The 14,937-nt window shown below is 67.0% G+C and carries 12 protein-coding genes; all 12 read left to right on the forward strand.

Features of this window, described 5'->3' with window-relative positions; translation table 11 throughout:
* The first annotated feature begins 4 nt into the window (after positions 1–4).
* The 12 genes from CDI09_RS11920 (at position 5) to ftsZ (ending at position 14,923) form a co-directional block, all read left to right on the forward strand.
* On the forward strand, positions 5–1,477 hold the full coding sequence (locus tag CDI09_RS11920; RefSeq protein ID WP_078527669.1) for a UDP-N-acetylmuramoyl-L-alanyl-D-glutamate--2,6-diaminopimelate ligase: 1,473 nt from the start codon (positions 5–7) through the stop codon (positions 1,475–1,477).
* Complete coding sequence (locus tag CDI09_RS11925) at positions 1,474–2,868, forward strand: UDP-N-acetylmuramoyl-tripeptide--D-alanyl-D-alanine ligase (RefSeq protein WP_078524344.1); 1,395 nt, start codon at positions 1,474–1,476, stop codon at positions 2,866–2,868. The genes CDI09_RS11920 and CDI09_RS11925 overlap by 4 nt, the downstream gene beginning before the upstream one ends.
* The gene (mraY, locus tag CDI09_RS11930) at positions 2,868–3,959 is read left to right on the forward strand and encodes a phospho-N-acetylmuramoyl-pentapeptide-transferase (protein WP_078524345.1); all 1,092 of its coding nucleotides are present in this window, start codon (positions 2,868–2,870) and stop codon (positions 3,957–3,959) included. The genes CDI09_RS11925 and mraY overlap by 1 nt, the downstream gene beginning before the upstream one ends.
* Positions 3,956–5,356 (forward strand): UDP-N-acetylmuramoyl-L-alanine--D-glutamate ligase, encoded by a 1,401-nt coding sequence (gene murD / locus CDI09_RS11935; protein WP_078524346.1) that lies wholly within the window; start codon positions 3,956–3,958, stop codon positions 5,354–5,356. Before mraY ends, murD begins: the two co-directional genes overlap by 4 nt.
* Positions 5,353–6,519, forward strand: a complete 1,167-nt coding sequence (locus CDI09_RS11940; RefSeq protein WP_078524347.1) for an FtsW/RodA/SpoVE family cell cycle protein — start codon at positions 5,353–5,355, stop codon at positions 6,517–6,519. Before murD ends, CDI09_RS11940 begins: the two co-directional genes overlap by 4 nt.
* A complete protein-coding gene (gene murG, locus CDI09_RS11945; RefSeq protein WP_078524348.1) occupies positions 6,516–7,628 on the forward strand; it encodes an undecaprenyldiphospho-muramoylpentapeptide beta-N-acetylglucosaminyltransferase in 1,113 nt (370 codons plus the stop codon). Before CDI09_RS11940 ends, murG begins: the two co-directional genes overlap by 4 nt.
* Positions 7,629–7,661: 33 nt before the next feature.
* The gene (murC, locus tag CDI09_RS11950; protein ID WP_078524349.1) at positions 7,662–9,110 is read left to right on the forward strand and encodes a UDP-N-acetylmuramate--L-alanine ligase; all 1,449 of its coding nucleotides are present in this window, start codon (positions 7,662–7,664) and stop codon (positions 9,108–9,110) included.
* Positions 9,107–10,072 (forward strand): UDP-N-acetylmuramate dehydrogenase, encoded by a 966-nt coding sequence (gene murB, locus CDI09_RS11955; RefSeq protein ID WP_078524350.1) that lies wholly within the window; start codon positions 9,107–9,109, stop codon positions 10,070–10,072. The genes murC and murB overlap by 4 nt, the downstream gene beginning before the upstream one ends.
* The gene (locus tag CDI09_RS11960) at positions 10,069–11,010 is read left to right on the forward strand and encodes a D-alanine--D-alanine ligase (protein WP_078524351.1); all 942 of its coding nucleotides are present in this window, start codon (positions 10,069–10,071) and stop codon (positions 11,008–11,010) included. The genes murB and CDI09_RS11960 overlap by 4 nt, the downstream gene beginning before the upstream one ends.
* Positions 11,007–11,945 (forward strand): cell division protein FtsQ/DivIB, encoded by a 939-nt coding sequence (locus CDI09_RS11965; RefSeq protein WP_078524352.1) that lies wholly within the window; start codon positions 11,007–11,009, stop codon positions 11,943–11,945. The genes CDI09_RS11960 and CDI09_RS11965 overlap by 4 nt, the downstream gene beginning before the upstream one ends.
* Positions 11,942–13,348 (forward strand): cell division protein FtsA, encoded by a 1,407-nt coding sequence (ftsA, locus tag CDI09_RS11970; RefSeq protein WP_110571338.1) that lies wholly within the window; start codon positions 11,942–11,944, stop codon positions 13,346–13,348. The genes CDI09_RS11965 and ftsA overlap by 4 nt, the downstream gene beginning before the upstream one ends.
* Positions 13,349–13,426: 78 nt before the next feature.
* Entirely contained in the window at positions 13,427–14,923 is a 1,497-nt protein-coding gene (gene ftsZ, locus CDI09_RS11975) for a cell division protein FtsZ (protein WP_078524354.1), read from the forward strand.
* Positions 14,924–14,937: the final 14 nt, after the last annotated feature.

The raw sequence follows: 14,937 nt of genomic DNA on the forward strand, positions 1-14,937 counted from the left end.
GGACATGAATCTAGCCGAACTCCTGCATCGCGCGGGCGTGGAGGTCGTGCGGCCTGAACCTGCTGCAACCGGTCCTGTTACCGCCATTACGGCAGATAGCCGGGCAACCGGCCCCGGCGTGATCTTTGCCGTTCTGCGTGGCACACGGGTGGATGGGCGGGCGTACATCCCGCAGGCCGTGGCCAGGGGTGTTACGGCCCTGCTGGTGCAGGCCGATCCCGATTTCGTGCCGCCACCGGGCATTGCCTGCGTGCAGGTGGCCGATGCACGCCGTGCAATGGCCCTGATCGCACGCGCGCTTGCTCCCCGCCTGCCTGCCCATATCGCGGCCATTACCGGCACCAACGGCAAGACCAGCACGGCGGAATTCCTGCGTCAGATCTGGGCGCTGCAGGATTTGCGGGCAGGCACCATCGGCACGCTGGGCGCGGTTGCCCCCTGCCCGCTGCCTGATTGCGGCCCCGCGCTCACCACACCAGACAGCGTGGGCCTGATGCGCCTGCTGGGCGCGATGGCGGCGGGCGGGGTCGAGCATGTGGCCATCGAGGCTTCATCGCACGGGCTGGAACAGCGCAGGCTGGATGGCATCACGCCCTATGCCGCGGGCTTCAGCAACCTCACCCATGACCATCTGGACTATCACGGCACCACCGGGCACTACCGTGCCGCCAAGCTGCGCCTGTTCGACACCGTCCTGCCCGAAGGGGGCATTGCCGCCATCAACGCGGACATGGACCCCGAAACCTGTGCTGCCGTGCGCGCCATTGCCCGGAACCGCAACCTCGTGCTGCGCAGCACGGGCACACAGGGCGAGACGCTGCGCCTGCTTGGTGCCCGCGCCACACCCACCGGGCAGGAGCTGCACATCGCAACCACTTCTGGCCGATACGAGATAACCGTGCCGCTGGTCGGGCGCTTTCAGGTCGACAACCTGCTCATGGCCGCGGCCCTGTCAGGCAGCGCGGAGGATGCCCCCGCGCGCGCGCTCGCGCTTCTGTCCCGGCTGCATGGTGTGCGTGGCAGGCTCGAGCGCGCCGCCGTGCTGCCGAATGGGGCCGCCGCCTATGTCGATTACGCCCATACGCCCGATGCCATCGCCCGCCTGCTGCACTCGCTGCGCCCCCACACGCCGGGCAGGCTGGTGATCGTGATGGGGGCCGGTGGCGACCGCGACCGGGGCAAGCGGCCCGTCATGGGCGCCACCGCCACGCAACTGGCCGATGCGGTGATCGTGACCGATGACAACCCCCGCGGCGAGCCGCCCGCCGCCATTCGCGCGGCGATCATGGCCGCCAGCCCAGGCGCCATCGAGATCGGTGAACGGAGGCAGGCCATTGCGGCGGGCCTTGACATGCTGGGCCCAGGCGACGTGCTGGTGGTGGCGGGCAAAGGCCATGAACAGGGGCAGATCGTGGGTGATGCGGTGCTGCCATTTGATGATGCCACGGTGATCCGTGGCCTGACGGGGACTGAATGACAGTGCTATGGAGCCGCGCGGACCTTGAGGCCGCGACATCGGGGCGTTTTCCACCCTCCAGCGCAGTAGCCATTGCAGGCACCGGCGTTTCGATCGATACCCGCACGCTCCAGCCGGGCGATGTGTTCATTGCGCTGATTGGCGAGAACAGCAACGGGCACGCCCATGCCGCCGCCGCCCTTGCCGCGGGCGCTGCCGCCGTGGTGGCGCATGAATCCTGTGGTGATGATCCACGCATTCTTATGGTGGATGACACGCTGGCCGCCATGCAGGGCATGGCCCGCTTCGCCCGCGCGCGTTTTGCAGGCCACATGCTGGCCGTGACCGGCAGCGTGGGCAAGACCTCGGTCAAGGACATGCTGCATGCGGCACTCAGCGCATGCGGGCCGACCCATTGCGCCGTGGCATCGTACAACAACCACTGGGGCGTGCCGCTCACGCTGGCCCGCCTGCCTGCCGCAAGTGCCTATTGCGTGTGCGAGATCGGCATGAACCATGCAGGCGAGATCCACCCGTTAGCCGCCATGGTGCGCCCGGATGTCGCAGTAGTGACGACGGTTGCCTCCTCGCATCTCGGGCTAATGGGTAGCCGTGATGCCATTGCGCGCGAAAAGGCAGAAATTCTGCTAGGTCTGCCGCAGGGAAACGGAACCGGTATCGTGCCAGCAGACGTTACCGGTGCGGAATATTTCAGACGCATTGCCGAACTTATGAAAGCCAGGCTGTTGTGGGCCGGACATACGCCTGACTGCGCCGTGCAGGCAACCGATGTGATATCTGACACGCAGGGTAGCGGGTTCTATCTGCACCTACCTGAATGGCAGGGTGTGGCGCGCGTCAACGCGCCGGGGCGACACATGGCCGATAACGCCCTGCTGGCGCTCGCGGCAGCCCATGCGGCGGGCGCTGACATGGGCCGTGCCGTGGCCGGTCTGGCCACCTTCCGCCCCGGTGCCGGGCGGGGCGCGATTGCAAAGGTGATGCATGACAATGTCGCCCTGCTTGATGAGAGCTACAATGCCTCACCGGCCTCTGTCCGTGCCGCACTCGACCTGCTCGGGCTTGTCGCCACGGGGCGGCGCATCGCCGTGCTGGGTGACATGCTTGAACTCGGCGCGTTTGCGCGGCATGAGCATGCCTCCCTTCTCCCTGCCGTCCGTGCAAACGCGGATGCTGTCTTCTGTTGCGGCCCGAATATGAAAATACTTTTTGACAGCCTGCCTCCTGCCCTGCGCGGAGCGTGGACGCCGGATTCCTCCACACTTGCTCCTCTGGTGCGCACTGCCCTGCGCGCGGGCGACACGGTCATGATCAAGGGCAGCCTTGGCAGCCGCATGCGCCATGTCGTTGCCGCCCTGAAGGCCGATGATGCCCGGGTGGGACCGGCCTGATGCTCTATGACCTGTTCGAGCACCATGCCACGGCCCATACCTCCGTGCTCAACCTGTTCCGCTACATCACGTTCCGCTCGGGGGCCGCGTGTCTGACTGCGCTGGTCATCAGCCTGTGCCTGGGCAACCCGCTGATCGCGCAGCTACGCCGCATCCAGCGCGGCGGCCAGCCCATCCGCAAGCTCGGGCCGGAGCGCCACCTGATTGAAAAGGTCGGCACCCCCACGATGGGCGGCGTGCTGATCCTGCTTTCGCTATTCGGCTCAACCCTGCTCTGGGCTGACCTGACCAACGGCTTCGTGTGGGCTGTCATGCTCACCACGGCGGCCTTTGGCGCGGTGGGCTTTGCCGATGACTACCTCAAGCTGTCACGCCGCAATACCGATGGCGTTTCCAAACGCATGCGTCTGGGTTGCGAATTCGGGGCCTCGCTGATTGGCGGCATCTGGCTCGAGCACATGATGCCACCCGATCTTGCCAACCATCTGGCCTTTCCGTTCGTGAAAGACCTGCTGCTGCCGCTGGGCTACGCCTTTCCGCTGTTCGCCATGATCACCATCACCGGGTTTGGCAACGCCGTGAACTTTACCGACGGGCTGGACGGGCTGGCCATTGTGCCGGTCATTATCGCGGCCCTCGTGTTCGCGCTGATTTCCTACCTTGTGGGCAACCATGTGTTTGCCGACTATCTGCAACTGCACGCCGTGCCCGGAACGGGTGAGCTCGGGGTGTTCTGCTCCGCCCTTGTAGGCGCGGGGCTGGGCTTTTTGTGGTTCAACGCGCCGCCTGCGGCCGTATTCATGGGGGATACTGGCTCGCTCGCCCTTGGCGGCGCGCTCGGTGCCGTGGCCGTTGCGGTCAAGCATGAGCTGGTACTGTGCATCGTGGGCGGGCTGTTTGTGGTGGAAACGTTTTCGGTCATCATCCAGGTGTTCTGGTACAAGCGCACCGGGCGGCGTGTGTTCCTGATGGCGCCGCTGCACCACCATTTCGAGAAAAAGGGCTGGGCGGAATCCAAGATCGTGATACGGTTCTGGATCGTGTCCATCGTGCTGGGGCTGTGTGGTCTGGCCACGCTGAAACTGCGGTGAGCGGCGCCTTTCCCGCTACCCTGTTCGCGGGCCATCATTATGGCGTGGCGGGGCTGGGCCGTAACGGCAATGCGGCTGTCACCGCCCTGCTGGCCATGGGCGCTAGCGTGCAGGCCTGGGATGACCAGCCCGAAGCGCGCGCGACCCTCGCTGCCCATGCACGGCTGAAGGTCGCCCCCTTCACCAACATGCTGGGGCTTGCCGCCCTCGTGCTTTCGCCCGGCATTCCGCACCACCTGCCCAGCCCGCACCCGCTGGCCACCATGGCGATGGATGCGGGCGTGCCGATCCTGTCCGATGCCGAACTGCTGTTCCGCGCCGTGCGGGCGGCGGGCGGGCGGGCCCGCTTTGCGGGCGTTACCGGCACCAATGGCAAGTCCACCACCACCGTGCTGCTGGCGCACATGCTGGCCTGTGGCGGCATTCCGGTAGCCGCTGGCGGCAACCTTGGTCCCGCGGCCCTCAGCCTGCCGCTTCTGCCTGATGATGGTGTGTACGTGCTGGAAATGTCATCGTACATGCTCGAGCGGCTGGAGCAGCTGCATTTCGATGCCGCCTGCCTGCTCAACCTGACGCCAGACCACCTCAACCGCCATGGCGACATGACCGGCTACACCCGGGCCAAGATGCATGTGTTCGACCACCAGGGGCCGGGCGATCTGGCCGTGCTGGGCGCGACCCTGCCCGATTACGCCAGTCTGAACCGCGAGCTTGCGCCAACCCGCGCCACCGTGGCCTGCATCAGCGGCGCGGACATACCGCAATGCGATTTCTACTGCACGCCGCATGCGCTGTGCGACCGCCATGGCGTAATTGCCGAGCTGACCCACGTGCCCGACCTGCCCGGCACCCATAACCGCGAGAACGCGGCTGCCGCCACGGCCATGGCGCTGCATCTGGGCCTGCCACGCACGGCGGTGGAAGAAGCGCTGCGCAGCTTCAGCGCGCTGGACCACCGGCAGAAAACCGTGGGCAGCATTGAGGGCATCCGCTTCATCAATGACAGCAAGGCCACCAATGCCGATGCCACGGCCCGCGCGCTCGCCTGCCATGAGCGTATGATATGGATTGCGGGCGGCACGGCCAAGGCGGGCGGGATCGAGCCGCTTGCCCCCCTGTTCGGACCCGTGGCCCTGGCTCTGCTGATCGGGCACGACGCGCCGGTGCTGGCCCGGACACTGGCGCAGCACAAGGTGCCCTACCGCATTGTCGAAACCCTTGAGCGCGCCGTGCCCGAGGCGCTTGAAGCCGCCCGCTCGCTGGGCGTGGACGTGGTGATGCTCTCGCCCGCCTGCGCGAGTTTTGACCAGTTCGCCAGTTTTGAAGCCCGTGGCGCGCGGTTTGCGGCACTGGTGCAGGCCCTTGCGGCAGGGCCGGAGGCGACCCGCGCGCAATGAGCAACCTGTCGCGCATAAACACCTCGCATCTGGCGCGGTGGTGGCGGAGCATCGACCGGGTCACGCTGATCTGCGTGTGTATCCTGATCGGGTTCGGCTATATCCTGATGCTCGCGGCAAGCCCGGCGGTGGCCGTGCGCATTGGCGCCTCGCGCGACATGTTCATTTTCAAGCAGGTCGTCTTTCTGATGCTCGCGGCAGCGATCGTGTGCGCCACTTCGCTGCTTTCGCTGCGCGGGGTGCGGGTGGTGGGGTGGATCGGCTTTGTGCTGGCGCTCGGCGCCACCTTCCTCACCCTTGTGCATGGCATCGAGATCAAGGGCGCGCGGCGGTGGATCGCGCTGCCCATGATGTCGGTCCAGCCATCTGAATTTCTCAAGCCCTTCTTTGCCGTGGTCACCGCCTGGCTGCTGACCGAGCGCAAGACCCGGCAATACTTTCCCGGCCTGCTGGTGGCGCTGGGGCTGTTCGCGCTCGTGCTGCTGCTGCTCAAGTCGCAGCCCGATATCGGCATGCTGAGCGTGATTACCACCGTGTTCCTGGCCCAGCTGTTCGTCGATGGGCTGAGCCTGTTCCTGGTGGGGGCGGGTGTGGCCAGCATGGTGGCGGCGTTTATTGGCGCGTATATGGTGTTTCCGCACGTGCGCTCACGCGTGGAGCGCTTCCTGCACCCCGCAGTGGGTGACCATTACCAGATCGACACTGCGCTGCGCGCCTTTGGCAATGGCGGCCTGCTGGGGCGCGGGCCGGGTGAAGGCCGGGTGAAGGACCTGCTGCCCGATGCGCATGCCGACTTCGTGTTCGCGGTGGCGGGCGAGGAATTCGGCATGCTGGTGTGCCTGTTCATTATTGGCGTGTTCGCCACCATCGTCATCCGCACGCTGCTCAAGCTGTTGCGCGAGAACGATCCCTTCATTGCGGTGGCCACGGCGGGGCTGGTGACAGGCTTCGGCCTGCAGGCCTTTGTCAACATGGGCTCGACGCTGCACCTCATCCCGACCAAGGGCATGACACTGCCGTTCATTTCCTATGGCGGCTCATCGGCCATGTCGGTGGCGCTGACCATCGGGCTGGTGCTGGCGCTGACCCGCAACCGGCCCAACGAGAACCGCTTCGGGCAGTTTACGCCAGCCCCTTCCCCCGCACCGAGAGGATCGTCATGACCCAACACTGCATTGCCGTGGCGGCCGGGGGCACCGGCGGCCACTTCTTCCCCGCCGAGGCGCTGGCCTGCGAACTGGTGCGCCGGGGGCATGACATCATCCTCATGACCGACCGGCGCGCCGGCGGGCGTGAAAGTGGCGTGTTTGCCGGCCGCCAGCAATTCGTGCTGCCCGGCGCGGGCATTGCCGGGCGCGGCCTGGTGCGGGCCAGCCGGGCGGCACTCGCACTGGCGCGGGGCACGTTGCAGGCGCGCGGCATCATTGGCCGCACGCGCCCCGCCGCCATCATCGGCTTTGGCGGCTATCCTTCCGTGCCGCCGCTGCTGGGCGGCAGCCTGCTGGGCACGAACCGCCCGCTGCTGTTCATCCATGAAGGCAATGCAGTGCTGGGCAAGGCCAATGGCTTTCTGGCTCCGCGCATGGATGGCATCGCCACCTCCTTCCCCACGGTGGGGGGCGTGCCCGCCAAGGTGCCCACCACACTGACCGGCATGCCGGTGCGGCCCGATATCGCGGCCCTGGCGGGGGAAGGCTATGAACCCTCGAATGGCGTAATCAACCTGCTGGTGTGGGGGGGATCGCTTGGTGCGCGCGTGTTCAGCGATGTGGTGCCCCCTGCCCTTGCCGCCCTGCCGCCCGCGCTGCGCGCGCGGCTGCAGGTGACCCAGCAGGCCCGCGCGGAGGATGTCGCGCGCGTGCAGACGGCCTATAAAACCGCTGGCATTCCCGCCACCATAGCCCCCTTCCTTGATGACGTGCCCGGCCTGCTGCGGGCCGCGCACCTGGTAATTGGCCGCGCGGGTGGCTCATCGGTGGCGGAACTGACGGTGGCGGGCCGCCCCGCCCTGCTGGTACCGCTGCCCATTGCCGCGCGTGATGAACAGGGTGCGAACGCGCAGGCGCTGGTTGATGCGGGAGCTGCGTGGATGATCCGCCAGCCCGAGTTTACCGCCCCGGCCCTTACGCAGCGCCTGACCACATTGCTGGCCGATCGCGACCTGCTGGCCCGCACGGCGCAGGCCGCGGGCCGCCTTGGCCGCCCCGATGCCGCCAGTCTTCTGGCCGACATGATAGAAGCACGCTTGCCTGACACGCCCCGCACCGCTTAATTCCCGGCAGCGCGAATACGGAGACCTGAGTAGATGAGAGCCCTGCCCCTTTCGATTGGCACCATTCATTTCGTCGGCATTGGCGGAATTGGCATGTCCGGCATCGCCGAAGTGCTGCACATGCTTGGCTATGCGGTGCAGGGCTCCGACATTGCCGAGAGCGCCAATGTCGCACGCCTGCGTGCCTCCGGCATTCCCGTCACCATCGGCCATGACGCGGCCAACCTTGGCGGTGCACAGGTGGTGGTCACCTCCACCGCCGTCAAGCGCGACAACCCCGAAGTCGTGGCTGCGCGCGCGCGCCTGATCCCGGTGGTGCGCCGCGCCGAGATGCTGGCCGAGCTGATGCGCCTGCGCTGGTCGGTGGCCGTTGGCGGCACGCATGGCAAGACCACCACCACCAGTCTTGTCGCCGCCGTGCTCGAGGCCGCCAGGCTGGACCCCACGGTCATCAATGGTGGCATTATCGAGGCCTATGGCACCAACACCCGCATGGGCTCGGGCGACTGGATGGTGGTCGAGGCCGATGAGAGCGATGGCTCCTTCCTGCGCCTGCCTTCGGTCATTACGGTGGTCACTAACATGGACCCCGAGCACCTCGACCACTGGGGCACGGAAGAGGCGATGCAGGCGGCGTATGACCAGTTTGTCTCGAACATTCCGTTTTACGGTTTTGCCGTGCTGTGCATCGACCACCCCGCCGTGCAGCAGATGATCCCGCGCCTGTCCGACCACCGCATCGTCACCTACGGTTTTTCGCCGCAGGCCGATGTGCGCGCCGAGAAGGTGATTACCGACAAGCTGGGCGCCACCTTCGAGGTCGTGATCACCAACCGCAACCGCAACCGCTCGCGCCGGGCGGGGCCGTTCCGCCTGCCCATGCTGGGCCACCACAACGTGCAGAACGCGCTGGCGGCGATTGCGGTGGGCACCGAGATGGAAATCGACGACGCCACCATCCGCTCGGCCTTCGCTGCCTTCAGGGGCGTCAAGCGCCGCTTCACCCGCACGGGCGAGACCGGTGGCATCACCATCATTGATGATTACGGCCACCACCCCGTCGAGATCGCCGCCGTACTCAAGGCGGCGCGGCAGGCGGGGGCCGGCAACGTAATCGCGGTCATGCAGCCGCATCGTTATTCACGCCTCAAGAGCCTGTTCAACGAGTTCTGCACCTGCATGAACGACGCGGGCACCGTCATCATTGCCGATGTGTATGCCGCTGGCGAGCAGCCGATCGAGGGCATTGACCGCGATGCGCTCGTCGAGGGGCTGCGCGAGCGCGGGCACCGCTCGGTCGTGCCGCTGCCGGGGCCGGAGCATCTGGCGGAAATGATCAACGCCATCGCCCGCCCCGGTGACTTCGTGGTCTGCCTTGGTGCGGGCAGCATCACCAACTGGGCGCAGGCCCTGCCCGAGCAACTGGCGGACCTGCAGGGCATTGCCCATGCCCCCGCCCAGAAGGCGGATGCCCATTCATGACCGCCACCATGCCCCTGCCGCAATGGGCGCAGTGTCTGGACACGGACGGCTTCCGCCCTCGTGGCCGCCTGACCCCGCAGGCCGCCCTTGGCCCGCGCACGTGGTTCCGCGTAGGTGGTGCGGCCGAGCTGCTGTTCCAACCCGCCAGCGCCGAGGATCTGGCGCAGGTTCTGGGGCGCCTGCCGCTTGAGGTGCCGGTGCTGCCGCTGGGCGCGTGCTCGAACGTGATCGTGCGCGATGGCGGGATTGACGGGCTGGTCATCCGCCTCGCCCGTGGTTTTTCGACCATCCGGCGCGATGGCGATGGCCTGATCGCAGGCGCTGCCTGCCTGGACATGACGGTTGCCGAACATGCCGCCGAAGCCGGGCTGGCGGGGCTTGAATTCCTGGCGGGCATTCCCGGCTCAATCGGCGGCGCGGTGGCGATGAACGCAGGCGCCTACGGCTCGGACATGGCCACCGTGCTGGACTGGGTGGAAATCGTAACCCGCGATGGCGGGCTGCTGCGCCTGCCCGCCGCCTCGCTCGATTTTGGCTACCGCCATGCCAGCCTGCCGCCGCAGGCCGTGGTTGTGCGCGCACGCCTCAACGCGCAGGAGGCGCCGCCTGCCGTCATCCGCCAGCGCATTGACGAGATCCGCACGGCACGCGAGAGCGCCCAGCCTGTGCGCGCGCGCACGGGCGGCTCCACCTTCCGCAACCCCGCCCCTGACGAATCGGAGCGCAAGGCGTGGGAACTGATCGACGCCGCCGGCTGCCGCGGGCTTATGGTGGGTGGTGCGCAGATCAGCGAAAAGCACTGCAACTTCATGCTCAACACCGGCACCGCCACCGCCGCCGACCTTGAGCGGCTTGGTGATGTCGTGCGCCAGCGCGTGCATGACCATACGGCCGTCATGCTGCGGTGGGAGATAAAGCGCATCGGGCGGACCGCCCCCCACGGCATGGGAGAAAACACATGAAACGCCGCCGCATCTGCGTGCTGATGGGTGGTCTCTCCGCCGAGCGCGCGGTCAGCCTTGATAGCGGGCGCAACGTGGCTGAGGCGCTGCGCAGCCTGGACCATGACGTGCACACCATCGACCCCGGCACGGACCTGCTCGCCCTGGTGCGCGACCTGCAGGACAGTCGGCCCGACGCCGTGTTCAACGCCCTGCATGGCCGCTTTGGCGAGGACGGGTCGATCCAGGGCATACTCGACTGGATGGGCATCCCCTACACCCATTCCGGCGTGCGGGCCTCGGCCACCGCCATGGACAAGGATGCCGCCCGCGCCGTGTTTGCCGCCGCCGGCCTGCCCATCGCCACCGGAATGTGCCTGACCCCCGCCGAACTCGAACCCGCCGACCCGCTGCCCGCGCCCTACGTGGTCAAGCCGCTCAATGAAGGGTCATCGGTGGGCGTGGAGATCCTCCACGCGGGCAGCAACCGCCGTGCCGAGATCGCACGGGGCTGGACATTCGGCACCCATATGCTGGTGGAGGAATACATTCCCGGCCGCGAGCTGACCGTGGGCGTGCTACATGACCGCGCCCTGACCGTAACCGACATCACGCCGACCGGCAGCGGCCCCACCTTCTATGACTATCAGGCCAAATACGCCGCTGGCGGCTCATGCCATGAACTGCCCGCGCGCATCCACCCTACTGCCTTCGAGCAGGCGCGCGAACTGGCCCTGGCGACCCACCGCGCGCTGGGCTGCCGGGGCGCGAGCCGCACTGATTTCCGTTATGACGACACGGCGGGCACGGACCTGCCCGGCCGTCTGGTGATCCTCGAGACCAACACCCAGCCGGGCATGACGCCCACATCACTGCTGCCCGAGCAGGCCGCCGCCTGTGGCATGGACTATGCCACGCTGTGCCAGTGGATGATCGACCAGGCGACCTGCCGTACATGAGGCGACCGACCGACAGCGGCGACCGCCCATCAAGGCTGTCGATCTTCCTGCGCCGCCAGAAACGCCTGCTCCGCCCGGCCCTGCTGGTGCTGGTGCTGGTGGGGCTGGTGGCGGGCGGCATCACAATGCTGCGCCATGTCGGCTCGGACCCGCGCTTTGCGGCGCTCAGGGGGCGGATCATCAACATGCTGCCGCTGCGCATTACCGAGATTGACGTAACCGGCTGCGTGCTGACCAGCGAAAGCGCGCTGCAGGAAGCGTTGGGCGTGCGCACGGGGGATTTCATTCTCGGCTTTTCGGTCAAGGCGGCGCGCGAGCGCATCGACGCGCTGCCCTTTGTCGATCATTCCGTAGTCGAGCGCCACCTGCCGGGCACCATTCTCATCCATCTGTTCGAGCGCCAGCCCTTTGCCGTGTGGCAGAATCACGGACATTTCATGCTGATCGACCGGGCGGGCAACCAGGTGCGCGACAAGGGCATGACCGGCAAGGATGCCGAGGCCTTCCGCCAGCTGCCGCTCGTGGTCGGGCCGGATGCCAATCTCGCCGCCGCCGCCATGATCGATGAACTCACGGCCCAGCCCGAGGTGAGCAGCCATGTCGTGGCCGCGGCCCGCGTGGGGCAGCGCCGGTGGAACCTGACGCTGCGCAACGGCACGACCATCCTGCTGCCCGAGGGGCAGGAAGTGGCAGCACTCAAGCGCCTTGCACAAATGCAGGAAACCATAAAAATACTCGACCGGCCCGTTATCGCCATAGACATGCGCCTGCCAGACCGCCTGATCATCCGTGAGAACCCCGTGACGCCGAATGACAACAACAATGGACCAGACCAGGGCGATAGCCCGCCACCGGCGGCCCCCACGAGCGACCAGACGCCCCGGCAGCAGCCATGGCTTTCCCCCGATAACGGCCTGAGACGGAGGCGGGCATGACTTATCCAGTGCCGGGACCGGTCAGCACGACCCTTCCCGCAACGCGCACGACCACACCGGCAACCCCTGCGGTGCCAGCCATCCGTGGCCCTGCCGTGCCAGCCCGCGTGCCCCGCCCGCGCGCGCCCGCACCCCTTGTGCCCGCCGCCGAGCGCATGCCCGCGCGCAAGCTGCGTACCGGGCCGTTCAGCGTGCTTGATATCGGCTCGACCAAGATCGTCTGCCTGATCGGGCGCGGCGAGCCAGACAACACCATCCGTATCCTTGGCCATGGCTGGCGGCGCTCGCACGGGGTGCGCTCGGGCGGAATCGTGGATCTGCGCGAAGCGGAATCGGCCATCCGCAACGCCGTGGCCCAGGCGGAGGACATGGCGACGGAGCGGCGCGATTCGATTTTCGTCAACCTGTCATGCGGCCACCCTGAAAGCCGGCACATCAACGCGCGCTGGCCCATTGGCGGGCGCGAGATCACCAAGGCCGATGTCAACCGCATCATCGCCGAAGGGCGGCTGCGCGCCGTATCGGAAGGGCGCTCGGCCATCCACACCCTGCCGCTCGACTATGCGGTGGATGACACGCAGGAAGTGCTCGATCCGCGTGGCCATCTGTGCGACCTGCTCTCGGCGCGACTGCATGTGATCGACGCCAACACCACCGCGCTGCGCAACCTCGAGGCCGTGCTGTCACGCGTGGAACTCAAGATCGCGGGCATGGTGTCCTCACCGCTGGCCTCGGGCCTTGCGGTGATGAGCGAGGACGAGCGCAACCTCGGCGCAACCGTGGTGGACATGGGCGGCGGGCTGACCTCGATCGGGGTATTTGGTGAAGGCAGGCTGCTGCACACCGCCACAATTCCGGTGGGGGGGCTGCACATCACACGCGATATTGCACAGGGGCTTTCCACCTCGATCGACAGCGCCGAGCGACTCAAGACCATGTATGGCTCGGCCGAACTGCTTGCGGGCGATGATAACGATCCCATTCTCGTGCAGCTTATTGGCGACAACGACCATCATTATGTCAGAATTTCACGCTCAAAAATTGTCTCGATCATACATCCACGCGTGGAGGAAACCCTGGAAATGATACGTGACAGGCTGGAAATGGCAGCCGTAGGCCCCGCGGCGGACGGCCGCGTGATCCTGACGGGCGGCGGCTCGCTGCTTGAGGGAATCGGCCCCATGGCGGCGCGCATCCTCAACCGGCAGGTGCGCCTTGGCCGCCCGCGCCGCATTGTGGGCCTGCCTGAAAATTCAGCCACATGGCCCATGTTCTCCACATCGGCCGGGCTGCTGGCCTGGGCTGCGGGCGCCGCCGATGAAATGGGCGAACCCGACACGCGCGATGCCCGCCCCGGCGGTCTTGTAAGACGTTTTGTGGATTTCATACGTGATAGGGTATGATCTTGCGCGGAAACCCTTTATTGTACTTTTGCCGTTAGTATGCCAGCACGCCTACCCCCCATCCATCGGGAGCCCAGCATGACCCTCAACCTGACCATCCCGCAGCAGAATCATTCCGATTTCACCCCCCGCATTACAGTGATCGGGGTTGGCGGTGGTGGTACCAACGCGGTGGACAACATGATCCAGTCGCAGTTGCAGGGGGTGGAATTCATTGTCGCCAACACTGATGCCCAGCAGCTTTCGCACAGCAAGGCCGACCGCCGCATCCAGCTTGGCCCGCACCTGACGCAGGGCCTTGGCGCGGGCGCAAAGCCCGAGATCGGCCGCGCCGCGGCGGAAGAAGCGTGCGATGAGCTCTCCCGCCACCTCGATGGCGCGCACATGGTGTTCATTACCGCAGGCATGGGCGGCGGCACCGGCACGGGGGCAGCCCCGGTCATTGCCCGCATGGCGCGCGAGCGCGGCATCCTGACCGTGGGCGTGGTGACCAAGCCCTTCATGTTCGAAGGCATGCGCCGCACCAAGTCGGCCGAGGCAGGCATTGCCGAGCTGCAGCAGTTCGTTGACACGCTGATCGTGATCCCGAACCAGAACCTCTTCCGCATGGCCAATGAAAGCACGAGCTGGCGTGACGCCTTCAAGATGGCGGACAACGTGCTGTACATGGGCGTGCGCGGCGTGACCGACCTCATGATGGCGCCGGGCCTCGTCAACCTCGACTTTGCCGATATCCGCACCATCATGGCGGAAATGGGCAAGGCGATGATGGGCACGGGCGACGCCGAGGGCGATAACCGCGCCATTGCCGCCGCCGAGGCCGCGATCTCCAACCCGCTGCTTGAAGACACCTCGATGAAGGGGGCGCAGGGCCTGCTCATCAACATTACCGGCGGCGAGGACCTGACCCTGTTCGAGGTGGATCAGGCGGCCAACCGCATCCGCGAGGAAGTGGCGGAAGACGCCAACATCATCTTCGGTTCTGCCATCGACACCTCGCTCAATGGCAAGATTCGCGTCTCGGTCGTGGCCACGGGCATCGACAACCCGCCAGCGGGCCGGGCCACCACCCAGCCTGCCGAGGCGGCAGCCCCCGCCACCCCGGCGCAGCCCGCGCCGGAAGCGGCCGCAGCGCCCGTGGCCCCTGCTACGGCACAGGCCGCACCGCAGCAGCCCGCCGCGCAGCAACCTGCCGCTCCCGCACGGCCGGGCCATGCCCCGGCGCACGGTGCGGCACAGCGGCCGCCCGCCGCGCCACGCGCGCCCTCGCCCCATGCCGTGCCGCCGCAGGTGCAGCGCAGCTCGCCCCGTTCGCCCCTGTTTACGGAAAACGCCCGCGCTCAGGCGCCCGAGCCGCAGGCAGCGCCCCGCAGCCTGTTTGGCATCGTGACCGGTGCGCTGCGGCGCCATTCCACCCCGCCGCAGCCCGAGGCGCCACAACCCCAGCGCACCGAGCCTTCGGTGCAGCAGCAACCCATGGCGCAGCCTTCCGCCCCGCCTGCGCCGGGCAACGCCACGCCGCCTGAAGATGGCGGGCTCGATATCCCCGCCTTCCTGCGGCGGCGCTCGAACTGATACGCTTCAGGCGT

The organism is Komagataeibacter nataicola, assembly GCF_003207795.1.
GTDB classification, from domain to species: Bacteria; Pseudomonadota; Alphaproteobacteria; order Acetobacterales; family Acetobacteraceae; genus Komagataeibacter; species Komagataeibacter nataicola.